26 protein-coding genes and 3 pseudogenes are annotated in these 21742 nt (G+C 70.7%); 16 read left to right on the forward strand and 13 right to left on the reverse strand.

What is annotated here, in order from left to right; all coding sequences use genetic code 11:
• Positions 1-215: 215 nt before the first annotated feature.
• Positions 216-503 (reverse strand): chaplin, encoded by a 288-nt coding sequence (locus tag E6R62_RS26590; protein ID WP_136216016.1) that lies wholly within the window; start codon positions 501-503, stop codon positions 216-218.
• 92 nt (positions 504-595) lie between these two features.
• Between E6R62_RS26590 and E6R62_RS26595 the strand changes: the two are divergent.
• Together E6R62_RS26595 and E6R62_RS26600 are read left to right on the forward strand one after the other, a co-directional pair.
• Positions 596-958: pseudogene (locus E6R62_RS26595) on the forward strand (MFS transporter); the annotation flags it as partial.
• A 173-nt stretch (positions 959-1131) separates the two neighbouring features.
• Positions 1132-1524: a YciI family protein gene (locus E6R62_RS26600; protein WP_240801911.1), complete on the forward strand. Its 393-nt coding sequence runs from the start codon at positions 1132-1134 to the stop codon at positions 1522-1524.
• A gap of 97 nt (positions 1525-1621) precedes the next feature.
• Here the strand turns inward: E6R62_RS26600 and E6R62_RS26605 are convergent, their stop codons facing one another.
• Complete coding sequence (locus E6R62_RS26605) at positions 1622-3292, reverse strand: FAD-dependent monooxygenase (protein ID WP_136216017.1); 1671 nt, start codon at positions 3290-3292, stop codon at positions 1622-1624.
• A 192-nt stretch (positions 3293-3484) separates the two neighbouring features.
• On the opposite strand from E6R62_RS26605, the gene E6R62_RS26610 reads away from it, so the two are divergent.
• From E6R62_RS26610 to E6R62_RS26640, 7 genes are all read left to right on the forward strand, one after another.
• Positions 3485-4642: a SchA/CurD-like domain-containing protein gene (locus E6R62_RS26610; RefSeq protein WP_136216018.1), complete on the forward strand. Its 1158-nt coding sequence runs from the start codon at positions 3485-3487 to the stop codon at positions 4640-4642.
• 61 nt (positions 4643-4703) lie between these two features.
• Positions 4704-5141, forward strand: coding sequence for a cupin domain-containing protein (locus tag E6R62_RS26615; RefSeq protein WP_136216019.1), 438 nt, complete (start codon positions 4704-4706; stop codon positions 5139-5141).
• Positions 5138-6394, forward strand: coding sequence for a beta-ketoacyl synthase (locus E6R62_RS26620; RefSeq protein ID WP_136216020.1), 1257 nt, complete (start codon positions 5138-5140; stop codon positions 6392-6394). The genes E6R62_RS26615 and E6R62_RS26620 overlap by 4 nt, the downstream gene beginning before the upstream one ends.
• Positions 6395-6402: 8 nt before the next feature.
• Entirely contained in the window at positions 6403-7653 is a 1251-nt protein-coding gene (locus E6R62_RS26625; RefSeq protein WP_136216021.1) for a ketosynthase chain-length factor, read from the forward strand.
• A gap of 31 nt (positions 7654-7684) precedes the next feature.
• Positions 7685-7942 (forward strand): acyl carrier protein, encoded by a 258-nt coding sequence (locus E6R62_RS26630; RefSeq protein ID WP_136216022.1) that lies wholly within the window; start codon positions 7685-7687, stop codon positions 7940-7942.
• Between the two features lies 1 nt (position 7943).
• Positions 7944-8420, forward strand: coding sequence for an SRPBCC family protein (locus E6R62_RS26635; RefSeq protein WP_136216023.1), 477 nt, complete (start codon positions 7944-7946; stop codon positions 8418-8420).
• A 17-nt stretch (positions 8421-8437) separates the two neighbouring features.
• The gene (locus E6R62_RS26640) at positions 8438-8770 is read left to right on the forward strand and encodes a TcmI family type II polyketide cyclase (RefSeq protein WP_136216024.1); all 333 of its coding nucleotides are present in this window, start codon (positions 8438-8440) and stop codon (positions 8768-8770) included.
• Between the two features lie 85 nt (positions 8771-8855).
• On the opposite strand, the gene E6R62_RS26645 is transcribed toward E6R62_RS26640, so the two are convergent.
• The 3 genes from E6R62_RS26645 to E6R62_RS42240 form a co-directional block, all read right to left on the reverse strand.
• Positions 8856-9905, reverse strand: coding sequence for a methyltransferase (locus E6R62_RS26645; protein ID WP_136216025.1), 1050 nt, complete (start codon positions 9903-9905; stop codon positions 8856-8858).
• Positions 9906-9942: 37 nt separating this feature from the next.
• On the reverse strand, positions 9943-11001 hold the full coding sequence (locus E6R62_RS26650; protein ID WP_136216026.1) for a nitrous oxide reductase family maturation protein NosD: 1059 nt from the start codon (positions 10999-11001) through the stop codon (positions 9943-9945).
• Between the two features lie 273 nt (positions 11002-11274).
• A complete protein-coding gene (locus E6R62_RS42240) occupies positions 11275-11721 on the reverse strand; it encodes a hypothetical protein (protein WP_136216027.1) in 447 nt (148 codons plus the stop codon).
• A gap of 153 nt (positions 11722-11874) precedes the next feature.
• On the opposite strand from E6R62_RS42240, the gene E6R62_RS42245 reads away from it, so the two are divergent.
• From E6R62_RS42245 to E6R62_RS41200, 4 genes and pseudogenes are all read left to right on the forward strand, one after another.
• Entirely contained in the window at positions 11875-12123 is a 249-nt protein-coding gene (locus tag E6R62_RS42245; RefSeq protein ID WP_240801912.1) for a hypothetical protein, read from the forward strand.
• Positions 12124-12277: 154 nt separating this feature from the next.
• Positions 12278-12499, forward strand: coding sequence for a hypothetical protein (locus tag E6R62_RS26665; RefSeq protein ID WP_136216028.1), 222 nt, complete (start codon positions 12278-12280; stop codon positions 12497-12499).
• A 249-nt stretch (positions 12500-12748) separates the two neighbouring features.
• Positions 12749-13030 (forward strand): hypothetical protein, encoded by a 282-nt coding sequence (locus E6R62_RS26670; protein ID WP_136216029.1) that lies wholly within the window; start codon positions 12749-12751, stop codon positions 13028-13030.
• 12 nt (positions 13031-13042) lie between these two features.
• Positions 13043-13393 (forward strand): annotated as a pseudogene (locus tag E6R62_RS41200) (helix-turn-helix domain-containing protein); the annotation flags it as partial.
• Between the two features lie 183 nt (positions 13394-13576).
• On the opposite strand, the gene E6R62_RS26680 reads toward E6R62_RS41200, so the two are convergent.
• Both E6R62_RS26680 and E6R62_RS26685 read right to left on the reverse strand, forming a co-directional pair.
• Positions 13577-14026: an SRPBCC family protein gene (locus E6R62_RS26680; protein WP_136216030.1), complete on the reverse strand. Its 450-nt coding sequence runs from the start codon at positions 14024-14026 to the stop codon at positions 13577-13579.
• 791 nt (positions 14027-14817) lie between these two features.
• On the reverse strand, positions 14818-15123 hold the full coding sequence (locus tag E6R62_RS26685; RefSeq protein ID WP_206308853.1) for a hypothetical protein: 306 nt from the start codon (positions 15121-15123) through the stop codon (positions 14818-14820).
• 228 nt (positions 15124-15351) lie between these two features.
• Here E6R62_RS26685 and E6R62_RS39815 point away from each other — a divergent pair, with 228 nt between their 5' ends.
• A complete protein-coding gene (locus E6R62_RS39815; protein ID WP_168714195.1) occupies positions 15352-15501 on the forward strand; it encodes a hypothetical protein in 150 nt (49 codons plus the stop codon).
• Positions 15502-15682: 181 nt separating this feature from the next.
• Here the strand turns inward: E6R62_RS39815 and E6R62_RS26690 are convergent, their stop codons facing one another.
• Both E6R62_RS26690 and E6R62_RS26695 read right to left on the reverse strand, forming a co-directional pair.
• Positions 15683-16231, reverse strand: a complete 549-nt coding sequence (locus E6R62_RS26690; RefSeq protein ID WP_276615660.1) for a TetR/AcrR family transcriptional regulator — start codon at positions 16229-16231, stop codon at positions 15683-15685.
• 174 nt (positions 16232-16405) lie between these two features.
• Positions 16406-16837: a hypothetical protein gene (locus E6R62_RS26695; RefSeq protein ID WP_240801913.1), complete on the reverse strand. Its 432-nt coding sequence runs from the start codon at positions 16835-16837 to the stop codon at positions 16406-16408.
• Positions 16838-16999: 162 nt separating this feature from the next.
• Between E6R62_RS26695 and E6R62_RS26700 the strand changes: the two are divergent.
• Positions 17000-17161 (forward strand): annotated as a pseudogene (locus E6R62_RS26700) (IS5/IS1182 family transposase); the annotation flags it as partial.
• 121 nt (positions 17162-17282) lie between these two features.
• Here E6R62_RS26700 and E6R62_RS26705 read toward each other — a convergent pair.
• The 3 genes from E6R62_RS26705 to E6R62_RS26715 all read right to left on the reverse strand — a co-directional run bounded on the left by E6R62_RS26705 (position 17283) and on the right by E6R62_RS26715 (position 20375).
• Positions 17283-17618: a hypothetical protein gene (locus tag E6R62_RS26705; protein WP_136216031.1), complete on the reverse strand. Its 336-nt coding sequence runs from the start codon at positions 17616-17618 to the stop codon at positions 17283-17285.
• 735 nt (positions 17619-18353) lie between these two features.
• Entirely contained in the window at positions 18354-19556 is a 1203-nt protein-coding gene (locus E6R62_RS26710; RefSeq protein ID WP_136216032.1) for an FAD-dependent oxidoreductase, read from the reverse strand.
• Entirely contained in the window at positions 19557-20375 is an 819-nt protein-coding gene (locus E6R62_RS26715; RefSeq protein ID WP_136216033.1) for an alpha/beta fold hydrolase, read from the reverse strand.
• Between the two features lie 94 nt (positions 20376-20469).
• Between E6R62_RS26715 and E6R62_RS26720 the strand changes: the two genes are divergently transcribed.
• Positions 20470-21330, forward strand: coding sequence for an AraC family transcriptional regulator (locus E6R62_RS26720; RefSeq protein WP_136216034.1), 861 nt, complete (start codon positions 20470-20472; stop codon positions 21328-21330).
• A 36-nt stretch (positions 21331-21366) separates the two neighbouring features.
• Here the strand turns inward: E6R62_RS26720 and E6R62_RS41205 are convergent, their stop codons facing one another.
• Positions 21367-21555: a PaaX family transcriptional regulator C-terminal domain-containing protein gene (locus tag E6R62_RS41205; protein ID WP_240801914.1), complete on the reverse strand. Its 189-nt coding sequence runs from the start codon at positions 21553-21555 to the stop codon at positions 21367-21369.
• Between the last annotated feature and the right edge of the window lie 187 nt (positions 21556-21742).

Below are 21742 nucleotides of genomic sequence, written 5' to 3' on the forward strand. Positions count from 1 at the left end.
AGTACCCACCGAGCAACTTTTGCCGAGTTCTGCCTGGCCGCGTTACGAGTCTATTTCATGGTCATCGAACTCAGCGCACAGCCCGGTACGGGAGTCGGCCTGCCTTTGGACGACGTGGGGGAGGCCGATCGGTACCGGGCTGTGCGCTGCGGCTGGTTCACACGGCGGTCTGGGGTGGCGGCGTGAAGTGCGCCGGGTCCAGGGCCTGGTGTTTGTCAGTATTCGCCGTGCTGCTGGCCCTTGTAGTGGTCCTTGTCGCCGCCGCTCTTGTTGATGCAGACGTTGCCGAAGGCGGGGTTGAGGAGACCGACGACGTTGACGGTGTTGCCGCAGATGTTGACGGGGATGTGGATGGGGACCTGGACGACGTTGCCGGACAGGACGCCGGGGGAGCCGATGGCGGCGCCTTCGGCGGTGGCGTCCGCGGCCGCCAGACCGGCGCCGCCGGCGAGGATGGCAGCGGTTGAGGCGGTGACCGCGACGGCCTTTGTGATACGCGACATCAAAATCTCCTAGTGAATGTGGACCTGCCGCAGGAGTGCGGCACGTGCGCCCCTTCAAACAGCACGGGCAGGTAGCCGGTTACGGCCAGGGTTTGGTTATCACGCAGTTGCACGCCTCGCCGCTGTGGTCGGCTGCCGTCTTTGTGGCCAACACGGTGCTGGTGGTCGCCCTGCAGGTTCCGGTCACCGTCCTGATGTCCCGCTTCTCCCGGCGGACCGTGCCGGCTCTCGCCGGCGTGGTACTCGCCGCGCCCTACCTCGGCTTCCTCGCGGCCGCTTCACTGGGGCACGGCTGGGATGCCCCGGCCGTCGCCTCGGTGTCCGTGGTCTGCACCATCGGCGAGATCCTCTACGCCACCGCCACCGCCACCGCCACCGCCACCGCCACCGCCCTCGTCACCGTCCACGCCCCGTCCCACGTCCTGGGACGGCCCCTCGCCCGCTTTGAGCTCTCCCTTCCGCCGTTGCCCACCGCCCGGCCGGAGCCGTCGGGCAGGGCGAGCCCGTGACCGCGGCAGTGCCCGGTCACAAGAGGGGGCTCGCGCGCCGATGAGTTCCGCGGCGTGCGGCGGTCTAACCCTTTGCAAGCCGAAGAAGCCCTGCAGCCGCCCCCGGAAGGGTGAGGAACATGAAGTACATGATCCAGTTGAACGTGCCGGCCGATCAGTGGGACGCCATCATGTCGTCGTACTCGAAGGACGACATGGAGGCCATGTTCGCCCACATGAACGCCCTCAACAACGACCTCACCTCCGCCGGTGAATGGGTGGAAGGGCGTGGTCTCGGCGGTCCGTCGCTGGTCAAGACGGTGCGGGCCGCGAGCGACGGACAGCGGCAGGTGACCGACGGGCCGGCCCAGGCGGGACGGATCCTGGCCGGGTACTGGGTCGTCGACGTCGACAGCGAGGAGCGGGCCCTGGAGATCGCCGCGAGGGCGTCGGCCTGCCCCGGGCCCGGCGGGAAGCCGGGCACCGACCCCGTGGAAGTGCACCGGATCCCCGAGGAACCGAAGCAGGCCTGAGCCCCGCTGGCAGCCCGCGTCCCGGGCCGGGCAGGGCCGCGATGCCGGTGACGCGGCGGGGCCGGGCCCTCCTGGACCCGGCCGGGCCAGCTGGGGCTCACTCCGTGCGCAGGATTTCCGCCAGGGCCTGGCGCAGCGCCGCCTCCGGGTCCGCCGCCGGGCCCTCGGCCCGCCAGGCCACGAAGCCGTCGGGGCGTACCAGGACCGCGCCCTCCGCCGTGGTGCCGTGCACCTGCGCCCAGTCGGCGGGGCCGTCCCCGCCCGCCCCGCCCGGCGCGCCGTGCCCGTCGTACACCAGGTCGGCCCCGGGACCGGCACCGATCCGGTAGGCCTCCAGCCGCACCCCGTCGCCCTCCGCGATGCGGCGCGCGGCCGCGTGCCAGCCAGCGGCGTCCCCCGCGCCGCTGAGCAGCACCATCGAACGCTCGTAGAGGTCGAGCGTGGACAGGCTCTGCTCGCCGCGCCGCAGCCACATGTGCGGAGCCCGGCTGCCCGGCTGCCCCGCCAGCCGCATCCCCTCGGGCACCACGTCCTGCTCCGGGTCGGCGCCGACGACGGCCCCCCGCGGGTAGCGGTAGGCGAGCACGACGTTCAGGATGCCGCCCTGCCGGCCGCCGCCGATCCCCGGCGGCGGGGCGAAGCCGGGGTGGCTGTGTTCCACGGAACGCGCCGAGGCCCGTGCGCTGGTCGCCAGAGCCACCGGCCGCCGCTCCGCGTCGTACGTCTCCAGCAGCCCGGGACCGGCCCAGCCGCCCAGCACGGCGGCCAGCTTCCAGGCGAGGTTGTGGGCGTCCTGGATTCCGGTGTTCGAGCCGAACGCCCCCGTCGGGGACATCTCGTGCGCGGAGTCGCCGGCGAGGAACACCCGCCCGGCGCCGTAGCGGTCCGCGACCCGCTCTGCGGCGTGCCACGCGGCCTTGCCGGTCACCTCCACGTCGAGGTCGGCGACACCGACGGCCCGGCGGATGTGCTCCTGGCACCGCTCGTGGGTGAACTCCTCCAGCGTCTCGCCGTCTTCCGGGTGCCAGGGCGCGTGGAAGACCCAGTTCTCCTTGTTGTCGACGGGCAGGAGCGCGCCGTCGGCGTCCGGGGAGGTCAGGTAGCACACGATGAACCGCCGGTCGCCCACCACGTCGGCGAGCCGGCGCGAGCGGAAGGTGATGCTCACGTTGTGGAAGAGGTCGCCGAGGCCGCTCTGCCCGATGCCCAGCCGCTCCCGGACCGGGCTGCGCGGGCCGTCCGCGGCGACGAGGTAGTCGGCGCGGACGGTCCGGCGCCGGTCGGTGGTCCGGTCCCGTACGACGGCGGTGACGCCCTGCGCGTCCTCCTCGAACGACTCCAGCTCGTGCGAGTACCACAGCTCCCCGCCCTGCTCCCGGGCGCTGTCGAGCAGCACGGGCTCCAGGTCGTTCTGGCTGCACAGACACCAGGACGTGGGACTGAACTTCGCCAGGCCGCCACCCGGGTCGATGTCCTTGAACAGCCACTCGCCCGCGTCGCCCACGAGGGTCGGGGTCTGCAGGATGCCGTGGTTGTCCGCCAGCAGCGACGCCGCGGTCTTGATGTCCGGCTCGATGCCGGCCACCCGGAAGAGCTCCATGGTCCGGACGTTGTTACCGCGGCCGCGCGGGTGGATCGAGGTTCCCGCGTGCCGCTCGACCAGGGTGTGCCGTACCCCGTGGCGCCCCAGGAACAGGGACGTGGACAGGCCCACCAGGGACCCGCCGACGATGAGGACCGGAACCCGGTGGTCGGCTTCGTGCTGCATCGATGCCTCCAGAGGCAGACGTTCGGGTGGGGCGCGGGAGTTGCGCGCACTTGACAGCGGGTCGGCGGGCACGTCACCCGCGTGGTTCACGCGGGTCGCGCACTTCCACGGACGGGCACAGGATCGAGACACGCTGACGTCGCGACACCGCGGCCGGCGTTCACCGCTGCCCTCGAAGGAGATGTGCGCAGGATGACCACCACGTCTGAACGTGTTTCAGAACCGCCGAAGCGACAGATGCCGAAACGTGTCTCCCAGTCCGTGTTCGACGGCTCCAGGCTCCGCGTCGTCCTGCTGGTGGATGTGTACGACGGCGCCCAACAGCAGTTCCTGGAGGCGTACGAACAACTCTGCACCCAGGTCTCCTCGGTTCCGGGGCACGTCAGCGACCAGCTGTGCCAGTCGATCGAAAATCCATCCCAATGGCTCATCACCAGCGAGTGGGAGAGCGCCCCGCCCTTCCTCGCGTGGGTGAACAGCGAAGAGCACGTGCGGATGGTGTCGCCGCTGCACGGCTGCGTACGGGACACCCGCTCGCTGCGCTTCCACGTCGTACGGGAGACCGGTGGCCCCGCCGCCGGCGCCACGCCCGAGCGGCGTCGCCTGCAGACTTCCCCCCGCATCGGCGACGGCGTCGTCCGCCACGCGCTCACCTTCACCGTCAAGCCGGGCAGCGAGGAGGCCGTCGCCAAGATCCTCGCCGGCTACGCCTCGCCCGAACCGCGGGTCGACGACACCACCCGGCTGTGCCGGACGTCCCTCTTCATGTACGGCAACCGGGTGGTACGGGCCGTCGAGGTCAAGGGCGACCTGCTCGCGGCGCTGCGCCACGTCGCCCGGCAGCCCGAGGTGCGGGCCGTCGAGGAGGCCATCAACCCCTACCTGGAGCAGGACCGGGACCTCAACGATCCCGAGTCGGCCCGCGTCTTCTTCACCCGCGCGGCCCTGCCCGCCCTGCACCACGTCACCGCCGGGCATGAGCACCCGGAGGCCGAGCGCCATGCCCTGTACTACGAGGCGCGCCCGGACTGCGGCATGCGGCTGGCCGAGCTGCTCGCCCAGCACGACGAGTCGGCGGCCGACGACCCGCGCAGCCCGGTGCTGCGCAGCACGATCTTCCAGCGCGACGAGGTCGTGGTGCGCCTGGTCGACGTGCGCGGCGACCTCGACGATGCCGACCCCGCGCTCTGCCTGGGCTTCGCCGACCCCGCCGGGGCGGCCGAGTTGACCACGCTCTTCGACGGCGCCGCAGGGACGGACCCGTCCGCGCTGCGGGGCGAGGACTTCGCGCGCCTGCTGGAGCTCGCGCGCATGCGACTCATCACTGACCGCCGGTCGCCGGAGGCCTGACCGGACCAAGCGGGCCGCGGCCACAAGCCCGCCCGGCGCGGCACACATCGAAGGGAACATCGTGATCACAGCCAAGCCCCGAATCGTCGGACTCGACGAGGTCGAGCCCAACCGCCGGCGCGGCGGCGACCTACGCGCCCTGCTCACCCCCGCCACCGTCGGCTCGACCAGCGGTTTCATGGGCGTGGCCATGGTGCAGCCCGGCGACCGCATCGCCGAGCACTACCACCCGTACTCCGAGGAGTTCGTGTACGTCGTCTGCGGGCGGCTGGAGGTGGACCTGGACGGTGATCCGCACCCCCTGCTGCCCGAGCAGGGGCTCTTGATCCCCACCAATGTGCGCCACCGGTTCCGCAACGTCGGTGACACCGAGGCCCGCATCGTGTTCCACTTGGGCCCGCTGGCCCCGACCCCGGCCCTCGGCCACGTCGACACCGAAGGCACCGACGCCGTCGCGGACGGCGCCCCGCCGGCCGACCTCTCCCAGGTCCGTTCATGACCCGGCGGGTGGCCGTCACGGGCCTCGGCATAGTCGCGCCAGGTGGCATCGGCGCACCGGCGTTCTGGGACCTCCTGGCCGCCGGGCGTACCGCGACGCGGGGCATCACCTTCTTCGACCCCGCGGGCCTGCGGTCACGGATCGCCGCCGAGTGCGACTTCGACCCGGCGACCCACGGACTGGACTCGGAGCAGGTCGCCCGCGGTGACCGGTACATCCAGTTCGCGCTGGCCGCCGGCGACGAAGCGGTCCGCGACGCCGGACTCGACCTCGCGGCGGAGGACCCCTGGCGGGTCGGGGTCTCCCTCGGCACCGCGGTCGGCGGCACCACCCGCCTGGAGCACGACTACGTACTGGTCAGCCAGGGCGGCCGGCGCTGGGACGTCGACCCCGGCCAGGCGCAGCCGCACCTGCACCGGGCGTTCTCGCCCAGCACGCTCGCGTCCACGGTCGCGGAGCGCTTCGGTGCCCGCGGCCCGGTCCAGACGGTCTCCACGGGCTGCACCTCCGGGCTCGACGCCGTCGGTTACGCCTTCCACACAGTCCAGGAGGGCCGGGCCGACGTCTGCATAGCCGGCGCGTCCGACTCTCCGATCTCTCCCATCACCATGGCTTGCTTCGACGCCATCAAGGCCACGTCGCCCAACAACGACGACCCGGCCCACGCCTCCCGGCCGTTCGACAACGACCGCGACGGGTTCGTGATGGGAGAGGGCGGGGCGGTCCTGGTGCTGGAGGAGGTGGAACACGCCCGGGCCCGCGGCGCTCACGTGTACTGCGAGGTCGGCGGATACGCCACCTTCGGGAACGCGTACCACATGACCGGGCTGACCGGTGAGGGTCTGGAGATGGCCCGCGCCATCGAGAGCGCCCTCGACCACGCCCGCCTGGACCGCTCGGCGATCGACTACGTCAACGCCCACGGCTCCGGCACCCGGCAGAACGACCGCCACGAGACCGCGGCCGTCAAACGGGCCCTGGGCCACCACGCCTACGCCACGCCCATGAGCTCCATCAAATCCATGGTCGGGCACTCTCTCGGCGCGATCGGGGCGATCGAGCTGGTGGCCTGTGTCCTGGCCATGCGTCACCAGGTCGTACCGCCGACCGCGAACTACGAGACGCCGGACCCCGAGTGCGACCTGGACTACGTCCCCCGCGTCGCCCGCGAACGGAAGCTGGACGGCGTGCTGTCCGTGGGCAGCGGGTTCGGCGGCTTCCAATCCGCGGTGGTCCTGAACCGGAAGGGTTAGAGGACACGATGAGCGAACCGAACCCACGGCGTGCCGCCGTCACCGGAATCGGCGTGATCGCGCCCAACGGACTGAACACGGACGCGTTCTGGAAAGCCACCCGGGAAGGCATCAACGTCCTCGGCCGCATCACCCGCGATGGCTGCGACCACCTGCCGCTGCGGGTGGCCGGTGAGGTGCGGGCCTTCGAACCGGCGACGGCCGTCGAGGAGCGCTTCCTCGTCCAGACCGACCGGTTCACGCACTTCGCCATGGCGGCGGCGGACTCCGCGCTGGAGGACGCCCAGCTCGGGCAGAGCGCCGCCGGCGAGGCGCCCTTCTCCGTGGGGGTGGTCACCGCCGCTGGCTCCGGCGGCGGCGAGTTCGGTCAACGCGAGCTGCAACAGCTGTGGGGGAAGGGCAGCCGGTTCGTCGGCCCGTACCAGTCCATCGCCTGGTTCTACGCCGCCAGCACCGGCCAGATCTCCATCCGCCGGGGCTTCAAGGGCCCCTGCTCGGTCGTGGCCGCTGACGAGGCGGGCGGCCTGGACGCCCTCGCGCACGCCGCGCGGGCCGTGCGGCGCGGCACCGACGTGATCGTGGCGGGCTCGACCGAGGCACCCCTGGCCCCCTACTCGATGGTGTGCCAACTCGGTTACCCGGAGCTGAGCACCGAAGGGGACCCTGACCGGGCCTACCGCCCCTTCACCTCCGCGGCCTGCGGCTTCGTACCCGCCGAAGGCGGCGCGATGCTCGTGGTGGAGGAGGAGGACGCCGCGCGCGAGCGCGGGGCCGCGGTGCGCGCCGTCGTCGCGGGGCACGCAGCGACCTTCACCGGCGCCTCCTGCTGGGAGGCGTCCCGCGAAGGGCTCGCCCGGGCCATCGACGGGGCCCTCGCGGAAGCCGGCTGCGCCCCCGAGGAGGTCGACGTGGTCTTCGCCGACGCCCTCGGCCTCCCCGAGGCCGACCGGGCCGAGGCGCTCGCCATCGCCGACGCCCTGGGACGGCACGGCCGGCGCGTCCCCGTCACGGCGCCCAAGACCGGCATCGGCCGCGGCTACTGCGCGGCGCCCGTGCTGGACGCCGCGGCCGCGGTGCTGGCCATGGAGTACGGCATCATCCCGCCCACTCCCAACATCTTCGACATCTGCCATGACCTCGACCTCGTGACCACCCGCGCCCGCGCCGCCGAGCTGCGCACCGCGCTGGTCCTGAGCCGGGGACTCATGGGGTCGAACTCGGCGCTCGTGCTCCGGCGCGGCGCCGCGGGTGCCCCGTAGCGGGGCACCCCGGAACAAGGAGAGGAATCCCATGAGCGACCGCATCACCGTGGAAGAGCTGGCCGAACTCATGAAGAAGGCCGCCGGCGTCACTGTCGACCCGGCCGAGCTCGAAAAGCGCAGCGACTCCGGCTTCGACACCTTCGGCCTCGACTCGCTCGGGCTGCTCGGCATCGTCGGCGAACTGGAGAACCGGCACGGTGCGCCGATGCCCACCGACGCCGAGCGCTGCAAGACCCCCCGGCAGTTCCTCGACCTGGTCAACAGCTCTCTCGTGGCAGGAGCGTGACGTGGCGGGCCACACGCAGAACGAGATCACCATCGCCGCGCCGGTCGACCTGGTCTGGGACATGACCAACGACGTGGCGAACTGGCCGCAGCTGTTCAGCGAGTACGCGTCCGCCGACATCCTCTCCGTCGAGGGGAACAAGACGACGTTCCGGCTGACCATGCACCCGGACGAGAACGGCACCGTGTGGAGCTGGGTGTCCGAGCGCGAGACCGACCGCGACCGGCTCAGCGTCACCGCCCGCCGCGTCGAGACCGGCCCCTTCGCCCACATGAACATCCGGTGGCAGTACCACGAGGTGCCGGACGGCACCCGGATGGTGTGGACGCAGGACTTCGCCATGAAGCCGGAGGCGCCCGTGGACGACGACTGGATGACGGACAACATCAACCGGAACTCCAAGGTGCAGATGGCCCTGATCCGCGAGCGCATCGAGCAGGCCGCCGCCGAGCGCCGGCCGGCTCGGGTGCTCGACTGAGCCGGACGGAGAACCCGATGCACCAGTCTTTGATCGTCGCCCGTATGGCACCCGGGTCGGCCTCCGGCATCGCCGAGGTCTTCGCGTCCTCCGACCGCGGAGAGCTGCCGCACCTCGTGGGAGTCGCCCGGCGCAGCCTCTTCCAGTTCGGTGACGTGTACCTGCACCTCATCGAGTCCGAGAAGGACCCCGGCCCCGCCATCGCAAAGATGACGGGGCACCCGGAGTTCGTCGACGTCAGCCGGCGGCTGTCGGCGTACGTCAGCGCGTACGACCCCGACACCTGGCGCTCGCCGAAGGACGCCATGGCGCACTGCTTCTACCGCTGGGATCGCGACTCCCGGTCTTGAAGCACGCCACTACGCCGCCGGTCGCCGGGCCCGCACCTTCGCGGAGCCGACGACCGGCGGCGTACGGGCGACCGGCCGACCGCTCTCAGCCCGCCACGGTGCAGTCGAAGGCGTGCAGGAACGGGTTGACCGGACGGATGTCGTTTACGGCCAAGCCCGCCTCGGTGAGCCTGCCGACCATGCTCTCGCTCGTGTGCTTGGCCCCTCCGACGTTGAGCAGCAGCAGCAGGTCCATGCCGGTGCTGAACCGCATGGACGGGGTGTCGTCCACCAGGTTCTCGATCACCACGACCCTCGCCCGGGGGCCGCCGGCCGCGATGACGTTGCGCAGGGTGCGAGCGGTGCTGACGTCGTCCCACTCCAGGATGTTCTTGATGATGTACACGTCGGCCTGTACCGGGATGTCCGCCCGGCAGTCGCCGGGCACGATGTGCACCCGGTCAGCCAGCGCCCCTCCCGGCCGCAGCCGCGGATCGGCGTTCTCGACCACGCGCGGCAGGTCGAGCAGGGTGCCGCGCATCGCCGGGTACTTCTCCAGCAGGCTCGCCACCACGTAGCCCTGGCCGCCGCCGATGTCGGCGACCGACGAGGCCCCCGACAGGTCGAGGAACTCCGCCACGTCCTGCGCCGACTGCCAGCTGGAGGTTGTCATGGCCCGGTTGAAGACGTCGGCCGACTCGGGGGCGTCCTCGTTCAGGTAGGTGAAGAACTCCTTGCCGAAGAGGTCCTCGACGACGTTGTGGTTGGTGCGCACCGCCTCGTCCAGCTTCGGCCAGGCGGCCCAGGTCCAGGGCTCCGTGCACCACAGGGCGATGGCGCGCAGGCTGTGCGGGTCGTCCTCGCGCAGCAGTCGGGACGTACCGGTGTGTGTGAACGTGCCGTCCGGCTCTTCGGCGAAGACCCCGTAGCAGGACAGCGCCCGCAGCAGCCGCCGCAGCGGCTTGGGCTCGGTCTTCACCGCGGCGGCGAGGTCCGCCACGCTCATCGGGCTGTCCCCGAGCGCGTCGGGCACGCCGAGCCGGACGGTCGCGCGCAGGGCGGCGGTGCACGCCGCCCCGAAGACGAGCTCGCGCAGCCGCATGGACGGAGGGGGCGCCGGCCTCGTGGTCGGGTCGGTGGTGCGTGCGGTCGTCATGCCGCCCTTCCTGTTCTCGTTCGCGCCGGACGGGAGGTCAGCACAGCCCCGTGGGCTTCGAGGCCCCGCAGGAGTTGCTCTTGAAGACGTTGCCCCGGCCGACGTTGCTGTCGACGAGGTCCGCGGGGGCGTTGCCAAGCAGCGTGTTGTCGGTGATCTTGTTCCGTTCGTTGTGGGCGCCCACGAAGCTCTGGAAGAGGACGATGCCGCCGGACATCGGGGACGAGCCCTTGTTGTCCGTGACCTCGTTACCGGTCACCTCGGTCTCCTCGACGCCGGTCAGCACGATCCCGGAGCCCTGGAGGAACGGCAGCCTGGCGGTCTTCGGGCAGAGCTTGTTGTTCGCCACCACCCGGTTGTCGTGGACGGCCAGGTGGCCGCCGTGCGGGGAGTTCTCGTCGCCCACGACGACCACGCCGACGCAGTTCGCGGTGATGTCATTGTGTCCGACGCTGAGGTTGCGCAGGCGGCGCAGGGTGACGCCGATGCGGTTGTCCCGGAAGTGGTTGTCCTCCACCACCGTCCCCCCGGTGTCCGTGGCCCCTGCCTCGGTGGCGACGGTGTTGGCGAGGAACAGGCCCGCGTCGCCATTGCCGCGTGTGGTGTTGCCCTTGAAGACCCCGCGCGTGGAGCGCTCCTGGGCGATGCCCCACTGCCCGTTCTTCTCGGCGGTGACGTTCCGTACGGTCAGGCGGTCGGTCCGGGAGGACCAGAGCCCGGTCTTGGCGAAGCCGGACAGGGTGAGCGAGGCGATGGTGGTGTGCTCGACGGGCCGGCCGTCCGCGCCCTCGACGCAGATGCCGTTGCCGGCACGGGCGCAGGCGTCGGCGGCCTTTCCGGCGGCGGGAGTGAGGACGGTACGGGGCCCCATGCCGCGCAGGATGAGCCCGGAGGTGGTCACCCGCACGCTCTCCCGGTACGTGCCCTCGGTCAGCAGGACGGTGTCGCCCGGTCGCGCCGCGTCCACCGCCCGCTGGACCGAGTCCCCGGGACGTACGACGTGCACCATCGGAACCGCGGCGGCCGGCGCGGCGCCGAGCCCGGTGGCGCAGAGCACCGCAGCGCTCGCGCAGGATAGAATATGACGCTTCTTCATATTCGTACGTTATGACCCGATACGGCGCCGAAGGTCGGGATGGGCCATCCGGTGGCGTGTCATCTGCCCCGGACCCCTGCGTGCCGTGCCGGTCCCTCCCGCGGTCGCCGCAGGCCAGTGCCACCGCGGTAGGCGACATCGGCCCCGGCAGTCACGGGCAGGACGCAGTGCTGGGGTGCCGCGCTCGCCGCGGGGCGGCTCTTGGCCGGCGAATCGTTCCTCCAGGTTTCGCGACCTCAGCGCGGCGCTGGCCAAGGGATGAGGGAGCGCCGGTTACTTTCGTGGTCGAGCAGGGGCCGAAAGGGCTCCGGGCCGCCGCCGACATCCGGCCGGCCTGACGCGCCGCACGCCCGCTAGCCTCCCCCCCGGTGCGAACCATGCCCGTACCGGGGCGGAGTGCTTGTCGAGGTCGGACGGGAGCCCCGACCTATCGCACAGGCCCAAGTAGATGAAGTGGACGGCGTCGTCGTAGTCGTTGTCGCCGTCGCTCTCGGCCGCGAGGGTCACGTCGGTGATGGACGGCAGGATCTTCCTCTGGAGGTGGGCGAGCTTGGCGTGGCTCGGACGCCAAGTGTTGCCGTCGTCGCCGGCGAACAGGTCGACTCCGATGACCCTGTCCGTCGAGCGGTCCACCTCGGTCGTGCCGATCACCGCACCGTTCTCTCCAGCTCCGGTCCAGGTGTAGACGTAGGGCAGAGCCCCATCCGGCTTGAGCGTCACCCTCTGCAGAGTCTGGGAGCTGACGCTCGCCCTGATCTGTACCCGAGTGTTTCCGGCAGGGACCTGACCGCATGCGTAAACGCTTCCATCTGACGCTCCTTCATCTCCTGAGGCATATGAGAGCTCACCAGTACCGAGGCCGAGAACCCCCCGGTGCCGGAGCTGCCGGTCACCCTCGACATGCCGGGCAAGGTCGCCGACTTCCTGCGCAGCACCGAGCTGGAGCGGCGCGGCCGGGGTTACACCCTGCGCGTTACCGCCGTCGCGGCCGTGCACCACCGATTCCTCGCCCGCTGCCAGCCGCTCGACGGCGGCCCGGGCACTCCGGTGGTCCCTGCCCAGCGCAAGGCCCGCCGCGAGTACGAGAACCGCGTCAGCACCCTCGCGCCGACCGGACCATGATCGTTGTCGCCGGGATTTCCTGTACCCCAATCACTCACCTCGGTTCGGCAATCGGGTGCTCCCCTTCTGTGCCCCGCGACAGCTTGGCGGGGGTGGGGAAGGGATGGGGGTTGATGCCGGAATCGGCCGGCACAGGCGAGAGAGGAAGTTGACGGTGGAGACATCCGAGCTGGAGAGCAAGGTGCAGAAGCTGGAGACGGCGTTGGCCGTCCAGGAGGCTTCCATGGCCGGTGCGCAGGCGACGCAGGCTGCCACGCAGGCGGGGATGACCTCCACGTTCGCCGCCGCCCACGGCGGAACCTGGGCGGTGATGGGCGCCGGCAGTGCCGCGTTGATCGTCGGTATCTTCCTCGGCATGGCCATCGCCAAGGGCTGACGCACGCTCGCTCCCGTAAACCGTTGTTCGATTCGCGCCGCCCTCGCCGGACAGGGTCCGACGGGGGCGGCTCACTCTGCGAACTGATCCAACAAGCGTCAAATCCACCCTGCACACGCCGCCGCCCCCCGCGGGCCCCTACCCGGCTCAGGCCCAGGCCCGGACCCCCGCTGACCGACAGGGACGGCGATGAGCTAACACCACTCACCCGACGCGCAGAGGGGCCTGGCCCGGCTCGAGGGCTACCTGATGTGCCAAACGGCCGTCAAGGAAGCGGAGCGGGAAGGGAAAGAATTCGCCCGCGCCATGAAGTGGCTGGGCTCCGGAGAGCAAGAGGAAATCGCCTCCCTTTTCGCCCAGCACCATCTCCGCCTCCGCAAAGAAGCACTGCGCGCCATCATCGAACGCGGGGAGGAACTACAAACCCGGTACAGCCGCCGGTACGCCGATTTTCGGACCCGCCTGATCGGCATCTGCATTGGCGCCTGTGCCATCGGCTTCACCGCAGCCGTCCTGCTGACCCTGCTCTGACCTGTCCCGGTCATCGCTCGACTGGTCCAGGCGGACGAGGACACCGTCCGCGACGTGATTCACCGCTTCAACGAGATCGGGCTCGCATGCCGTCAACCCTCAGTGGGCGGCAGGCCGTTCCCACCTGCTCAGTCACGACGACGAGGACTTCGTCATCGAGACGGCCACCACCCGCCCGACTCGGGTCGGCGAGCCCTTCACTCGCTGATCGATCCGCAAGCTCGCCAAGCACCTGCGGCGCAACACCGCGGCCCGGGGCCGCCGCCCGCGCCGGATCTCGATCGGCCGCGCGGCCTTGCGATGCTTACTGGTCCACCGCGGGATTTCCGTTCAAAGAACCAAGACTGGAAGGAGTCCCCGGATGCGGTCCAGGAACATCCCCCGCTTGTGGGGAGGCGGCCTTCGCCGCAGCGACCAGGCGACACCTCGGGAGCTCCCGAAGTCGGCTGTCTCGGTCTCCTTACGGGCCCCTGCATCGCTCCAGGCCCGAACGCGATGCAGGGGGGCGGGGGAGCAGGGTTTCACCAGGCAGGCTCGGGTCTGGTCTCAGATCTCGCCGCGCCAGGCGCCGGTTTCACGGCCGCGGTCCTCGATGTAGTCCTTGAACCTCTTCAGGTCGCTGGCGACCTGCCGCTTGACGAAGCCGAGCTTGTCGCCGAGGTTCTCCGCGAAGCCCTCCGGGTCGTAGTCGAGCCGCAGCATCACCTTGGTCTTCGCGTCGGCCAGGCGGTGGAAGGTGACCACCCCGGCGTGCTTGGCCTCCCCGCCCAGCGTGGTCCATGCAACCCGTTCGTCGGGGATCTGTTCGGTGATCTTCGCCTCGAACTCCTTCGTGACCCCGCCGATCTTCGTCACCCAGTGCGTCATGGTGTCGGTGCGCTGCTCGATCCGCTCCACGCCCTCCATGAAGTGCGGAAACGACTCGAACTGCGTCCATTGCTTGTACGCGGTTCGTACGGGGACGTCGACCTCGACGGACTCTTCGACCTGCGACACGAGGACATCCTTTCTATCGCCTCCAGGCAGCGCGCCCGGCTGTACGTGGAGAGCCCTTCCCCCGTCCGCGCCGGTGCCCTCGACGCCCCCGCCCATGACCCCCGAACAGACGCGCCAATGGCTACGGACTGACACAACGGTCTGGCCGCCCGATCCCCGTGCACCCCCTCGTGCCGCCCATCCCTCTCCGATTCAGGACTGCGAGCAGGCCGTACGAGAGAAAGCGGGCATCACGCCACGTGAGGGTGGGGTGCGCGAGGCGCTGCCGCAGCAGGTCGCCAAGGGGGCTGCTGACGCCGTGCTTCAGCGGATCAGGAAACCGGCGATCCCTGGTGCTGTCGAAGTGCGGCCCGAACTCATCGACAGAACCGCAGCAGGATCCACCTTGCCGTCGAGCGAGGGCAGAAGCCCCTGTCGGTGGTGAACACGGCCGGGCAGCGGGGTGACTTCCCGCAGTTCGAGCCGGTCCTGGAGGCGATCCGGGTACCCCGAACCCGGCTCGGGCCGACAAAGCGTACGGCTCCCAGAGCGACCGCCCCTACCTGGGCAGACGCGGAAGCAAGGCAATGATTACGGTTCCTGCGGACGCAATCGTCTGAACCGCGGATCGCGTGGTGGCGGCCGCCGAAGTTCGCAAGGACGACTACAAGAGAACTCGCCGTCCGCTACGAAGCGATCGTGCTGGCCCCAGCCATCAACCAGCACTTTGGCAACAGGGCCCAAGGGCATGGCCGAGGGGAGCCACCCGAAAGAGTGACTCCCCTCAGCGTTGGCAGGACACCTGGGAGGTGTCAGCGGGACTCGTCGTAGGGGTCGCGGCTGCCGGACTTGGCGAGACCTCGGCTGATCATGTAGCCGACGGTGAGGATCACGATGTAGAGCCATGCCTGGTCGGCGCGGAAGTAGTCGCCGTGGCCGTCTTCGTTTCCTACGGTCATGGAGGCGATGAGTACCGCGACGACCGCGGCGAGATAGGCGAAGAACTCGGTGGTCTTGAAAGCGGCCTTCGTCTCGGTCGACAGCCGGCGGGAGTGGTGCACCGGCGCGTCGACGCCCGTGGGGTGGCCTACGTTGCCGGCCGGATTGACAGTACTCATGGGAAGGCACCTTTCCATCGTGCGGAGCGCTCGTGCGCTCCGCCGGAGAATTCGCGTCAAGATCGGCGCTGTGTCCCGCGAGTGGCCCGAAACCAGCGTGCTAAACCCTGGATCAGGCCATGGCCACGACAAGCACCGGCCGTCACACCGTCCTCGTTCACGGCACCTCATTGCCATGCCCGCGCCGTGGTCCGCACCGCCGGACATGTCGCCGGCACGGAAGTGACGGTGGAGACATCTGAGCTGGAGAGCAAGGTGCAGAAGCTGGAGACGGCGTTGGCCGTGCAGGAGGCTTCCATGGCCGGTGCGCAGGCGACGCAGGCTGCCACGCAGGCGGGGATGACCTCCACGTTCGCCGCCGCCCACGGCGGAACCTGAGCGGTGATGGGCGCCGGCAGTGCCGCGTTCAACCCGGGCGCGTACTTGGTTCACGCCGGCAGAACCGACCACGCGGTGGCGGCCCTGCTGTGCGGTGGCAGATCACCGGGTTGGCCAAGTGTGACCCTCAGCCTGGCGTGATTGAGGGTGCGCACCGCGGTTGGGGGCTGGTGGGTCTGCCCTAGGCCAGGAGTGCCGTCGTGCACTGCTCGGTGAGGTCCTCGGCGTGCGGTGGTAGGGGAATGCCTGTGCGCAGGTAGCGGCGGACCACGGTGAGCGGCAGGTCGACGAGTGCCAGGACGATGCGGTCTTGGGCCTGCTCGTCCTGGGCGCCCAGGGCTTCCGCCAGGCGGGCCACGGCTGCGAACACTCGGTGGTTGCCGGCGTCGGCGCGCCGGCTGAGCTCCGCGGGCCAGTCGGCGCGGCCGAAGTCGGTAGCGCCGTAGAGGAGGAGGATCGCCTCGTCCGGGTGCTCGCGGCACCAGGCCACCACGTGTCGGGAGGCTGCGCGGGCTGCCCGGTGCGGGTCGGGCTCGCCTGTCAGGACGGCGAAGTAGCCCTCCTGGAAACGCTCCACGGTGCGCAGCCACACTTCGGCGAGCAGTGCCGTGCGCCCGGGGAAGCGGTGGTACACCGAGCCGCTGGGCGCGCGGACGGCCTGGGCGACGGCCGACATGGTCACGGCGGCAGGTCCGCCGGAGGCCGCGAGCCGGATCACAACCAGATACAGGCCCTCGTGCTACTGCGCCCAGCGTCCCATGTCTGGCGCGGAGCCGATCAGGCATTCGACGTCATTCGGGAAGCCAAGGAGCGCGTAGGCGGTCAGGCGCAGGTGGCCCTCCAGACAGACCAGGTTGTCCTGCCCCTCGCCTACGAGGATGAGCGGAGGAAATCGCTCACCTCTTCAGAGCGCGCGGGTTGCCTCGACGATTGGTTCGTTGGGCACGTCGAACGCCCGTAGCCCTGCCTTGATGCGTGCGGCCGCGTCGGTCGGCCGGCGGCTGCCACCCGACAGCTCCACCCAGTAGGAATAGCCGACGTAACGCACGTCGGCCGCCTCGTCGGCGGACAGAAGCGCCCTGTTCCACGTGCGGTGAGTGGGGAAGTTCTCGAACAGGTCGCGGTTCTCTCCGTACCCACGCGTCGCAGCGAGCAGAGCGCGACGTGCGAAGTTCGCCCCAGCGTCGGAGAGGTCCGGATACGTCAGCAACTGCTCGGCCTGTCCGCCTGCCGCCAGGTGGGACCGGAGGTTTTGGCCGAACCTTTTGCTGGACAGCTCGCCGCTCAAGAAGCAGGCGACCATCTCGTCCTCACTGCTCACACCCAGCACCTGCACGACTGCCAGCATAGGATCCAACTCGCCGGCGGAGCCGCAGCCTGCTCACACGTCAGCTCGTCCACAGGTCTTGACTATCGCTCGGCCTTCGGTCTGGGCCGGCAGATCGTCGCGGTGACGCTGGCGCGACTGAAGTCGTCGATGCGGGTGTAGCGGCTGTGCCTCTACAAAGAGCGCAACACCGTCGAGCTTCATATCAGCAAGTTGAAGGCCTGGCGTCGCATCTCCACGCGCTATGACACGACGCCAGAGAGCTACCTCGCCGGCCTCCACCTTCGCACCTCGATGATCTGGAGCAAGGACCTCACACGGACCGCCCATTGACCACAATCGAATACGCGCCCTGGAGCGTACTTCCGCCGAAGTCACGCCGTGTCACGGGCAGCGACTTCGGGCGCACTGTCGTGCCGCCCGTGACCCCGCCGGTTGAGCGGCTCCTCACCGGTCAGTCGAGTTGACGTAGCAGGGCCTCGTCGCGCTCGTGGGCTTCCGGAAGTTCGTAGCCACGATGCATCGCCACCTCAGTCTGTGCCGACAGGCAGGCAACATGCCCACCATCAATGACACCGCGTCCTTCCAAAGAGCCCGCATCGAACGGCCAGGGAACGTCACACGATGGGACGACGACGCCCGCCTCCACCTCGATCACGTGGACGTCCAACTCCACGCCCTCCGCTGTTCCCGCTACGAAGGCGGTCGGCCGGATGCTTCCGTCCACCTCGACCCATCGGTTCTCGACCTCCCATACCCGCTGGACTCCGAAGCCGTGATCGCGGAACACCTCGTCGCTGTGGTCATCGCGATCGTCGCGGTGGACAGGCCCGGCGGCGACGGAAAGACGGCAGACGGCCCGGAGGGCACCGGCCCCCGGGCCTCGGCACAGCCCCCCTGAGCCCCCTGCACAGAGGACCGGCGGCAGTCGCTTCGGAGGCCCCGGGCCTGGAGAAGGGGACCCTTGGGGAGGACAGCCCGTGCAACGCTCCGTTCCCAGAGCCGGGTGCGGTGGTCTGGAGGGTGTGCGCACGCGTCGACGCGGAGCGCGTCGGCTTCGCCCTCGAGAGCACCAATCATGGGAAGGAGCAGCCGCGGTGAAGGTCCGTCTGCAGACGCACAAGCCGAGGTGTTCCACCCGTGCCCGGAGGCACCGACCGCCCACGTGCTCAACATCCCGGCCGGTGAGACCGTCATCACGGATTCCGGTCAGTGCGCCGGGCCGAGGGAACGCAACCCCTTCGCCTACCAGGGAGTGGGGTGGGTACTCCCGGAGGACGCCACCGACGGCTCGTACAAGCTGTCCCCGCCGCCCACGGCTACCCCACCCGGGTCATCTGGCAGCCGGACCTGGTATGAGCGTCCTTCGGCGCCCGAAGTCCGGCGCGCCGTGTACCCCATGCCGTCTGCTCAGGCGGTCGTACGTTCCGGCGCCGCGACGCCCGCGCCACCGCCGCGGCCGCCACCCCAGACAAGACCCGCGGTCCGCTTCCGGCGGCGGCGGGCCGCGGCAGCCGGGGGAGCGTCACGCGAACGCGTAGTCGTCAACGGTCATGGAGTTGTAGAGGCGGGCACTCCGGGTGGTCAGGCGCAGCAGGGCACGGCCAGGCCCGGCGGGCAGGGCGGAGATCAGTCGGGCGCCCTGGGCCAGCCCCCGCACGCCCAGGCGCGAGCGCGGGATCAGGGTCTTCGCCGCGCTGAGCGCGGCCGCGTGGCTGCCGCGCACGTGCTCCGCCATCGCTCGCTCGTAAGCGGGGAAGGCGCGTTCGTGATCACCGCCCGCCCTCGCCGGCTCCCCGGCGAGGACGTATGCCCCGACCACGGCCAGGCTGGTGCTGCCGCCGACGGCCGGACCGGGGCAGTAGCCCGCGTCGCCGACGAGCGTCACCCTCCCGCGCGACCAGGTGTCCATGCGGAGCTGGGTGATCGAGTCGAAGTAGAACGCCGGGGTGCGGTCGAGCTCGTCCAACCGGCGGTCCACGTCCGGGTGCAGACCCTCGAACGCGGCGCGCAACAACGCCTTCTGCCGGGGCACGTCGCGATGGTCTTGGTCAAGCTCGCGTTCGCTCCGGAACAGGAACAGTGCCCGCGCCTCACCGAGATGCCGCGCGCCGTAGATCCCGGCGGTGCGCCCGACGCCCACGTGCATGAGGAGCTCGCCGTCGAGCCCGAGGACGTTCGGCAGCGTCAGCACCCCGAAGTAGGCCCCCGTAAAGGCGCTGAACCGGGACTCCGCGCCAAAAATGAGGCGACGCACGTTGGAGTGCAGTCCGTCCGCGCCGACGACGAGGTCGAAGCGGCGCGGCGCTGCGTTCTCGAACCGCACCTGCCCGTCGGGCGAGATCGCGGTGATCGAGTCGCCGAAGAGGTACTCGACGTCGTCGCGCGCGGCATCCCGGTAGATCCCGCTCAGTTCGTCGCGCATGACCTCGACGTGCCGGTCGGATGCGGCACCGAAGATCCTGGAGAGGTCCACCCGGACGGGACGCCGTACGCCCTCCTGGAAGACGGTCATCCGGTCGGTGCCGGTGGCACGCTCCTCGACGCGCCGGAGCACCCCCATCTTCTCCGATATGTCCATCGCGGGCCGGAACAGATCGACCGCGTGGCCGCCGGTCCGGCGCGCGGCGGCTGCGCGCTCGACGACGGTGACGCGGAAGCCGTGCCGGGTGAGCCAGTACGCCACCACCGGACCGGCGACGCCGGCGCCGGAGACGAGGATCCTCATTCAGTCCACCCCTCCGGCGTGGGCCGTGGTGAAGGCGAGGAGGCGGACGGCGGTACGCGGCGGATCCTCAAGGATCGGCGAGTGCCCGAGATCGGGCAGCAACTCGACCACCGCGCCCGCAACGGCGCGGTAGTCAGCGGCGGACGCGGACCGCCACCTGCGATCGTCCGCTCCGAAGAGCACCAGCAGCGGTTTGCCGAGGGCCGCCAGCCGCGCCGGGAGCGCCTGCTGCTCCGGATAGTCGCGGGTGGCCCCCATCGTCTCGGTGAGCGACTGGTAAGTCATGCAACGCACCTCTTCCAGGAGCTCCGGCGGGATCCGGTAGCCCGGTCGGCTGACCGCGGTGCTCGCGAACCGGTGGATCTGCTCGTCGGTCGGCGGCCACTGCGAGAGGCCGACCGCGGCGGACTGCGGTGCGATGAAGGCGTCCAGGTTCGGTCCGGTGTTGATGAGCGCGAGCGCGGCCACCAGGTCGGGCCGCTGTTCGGCGAGGGCGACGGCGACCGCGCCGCCGCTGGAATGACCGGCCACCACGGCGAGTTCGACGCCGAGCCGGTCCAGTACCACGCCGGTCCGGTGCGCCTGGTCTGGGAGCGCGTAACTGCGGTCGGTCGGTTTGGCCGACCGACCGTGCCCGAGCAGGTCGACGCGGATCACCCGGTGGGATCCGGTCAGCAGCGGTACCAGCGGGTCCCACGAGCGGGCCGAGGAAGCGGACCCGTGGACGAGCAGGAGTGCGGGGGCGTTCGGCGGGCCGTCTTGGCAGACGTGGATGTCGCCGTCGTCCAGCGACAGGGTCAAGTTCCCGGTGGCGGTCATGCGCCCACTGTGACCGGCGGTTCCCATCGGCGGATTGGACGAATGTTCCCAGCGGCCGAATGTTTCCCGGGGCCCGCTCGCTTAGCATGGAACGGTGCGGACCTTCGTGCACGGCGCGGCAGTGTGGGACGTCGCATGCCCGCAGCGTCCCAGCAGGGTGGCCGGGGTCACCATGGCCGGGTTCAAGGTCCCCGACCTGGCCGCGCTCCGGATGGTCCCGCATCCGGCCGTGACGCTGCTCCTGGAGTTCGGCGCCGGCGCGCCCGTCGTGGAAGACGCCGCCGGACGCCGGCGGGGCAGCCTCGTGGCCGGCCCCGGACTCGGTTCCGGAGGCACGGTCCGCGCGTGGGGCACGGACGTCGAATGCGTGCAGGTGCGTCTGTCCCCGGTGATCGCACGCGCGGTTCTGGGCGCCGCCCCGGCCGACCTGGACGGCGCCGTCGTGTCCCTGGACGACCTGTGGGGCCGGGAGGCGGCCCGGATCCGCGAGCAACTGAGCGAAGCCCGGTCGTGGGCGGAACGCTTCGCGGTGACGGACGCGCTGCTCGCCCACCGGCATGCGGCAGGACCGCCGGTCGACCCGGAGCTGGCCTGGGCCTGGCACCGGATCACCGCCGACCCGGGCATGGCCCGGGTCGACGAACTGGCCGACGAGGTCGGCTGGAGCCGCAAGCGCCTGTGGTCCCGGTTCAGGTCGCAACTCGGCCTGCCGCCCAAACGCGCCGTGCAACTCGTCCGCTTCGATCACGCCGCCCACCGCCTGGTCGCGGGCGTGGGCCCGGCCCGAGTCGCGGCTGACGCCGGCTACGCCGACCAGTCCCACCTGCACCGTGACGTCAAGGCGTTCACCGGGACGACCCCCGCGACCGTGGCCGGCGAGCTGTTCCTCGCCGTCGACGACATCGCCTGGCCCGACCGGGGAACCCCCGCCCGGGCCCGTCCGCCCGCCGGCTGACCACATCTCACAGCAGGTGCACGCTTCGGCTGTCCGTCATTCCCGCCCGGCCCGGGCCGCCACCTCTCGGGTGATGTCGGCGTAGCGGCGGAAGAGCACCGGGCGGTCCTCGCCGCCCTCCCGTTCGTGCAGCGCTGCCCGGCACCGGGCGATGAGCTCCCGGGCCTGGGCGCCCGGCCAGGGCTGGGGCAGTAGCTGGGGCGGCAGCAGCGGGTCGGGCTCCATGGCGCGGGTGAGCTCGGCGGCCAGCTCGACCGCGACGGTGAGGAGCTCGGCGGGGCAGGCGCGACGGGACCGGTGAGCCGGGCGAGGCGGGACCGGGCGATACGGACCAGCCGGTGGTAGCGGTCGGCGATCTCCGGCACCGGCCACAGGAGGCGGGCGAGTCCGGCGGGCCGAAGATCGTCCGCAA

The sequence above is a fragment of the Streptomyces sp. A1136 genome, from assembly GCF_004795055.1.
Lineage (GTDB): Bacteria > Actinomycetota > Actinomycetes > Streptomycetales > Streptomycetaceae > Streptomyces.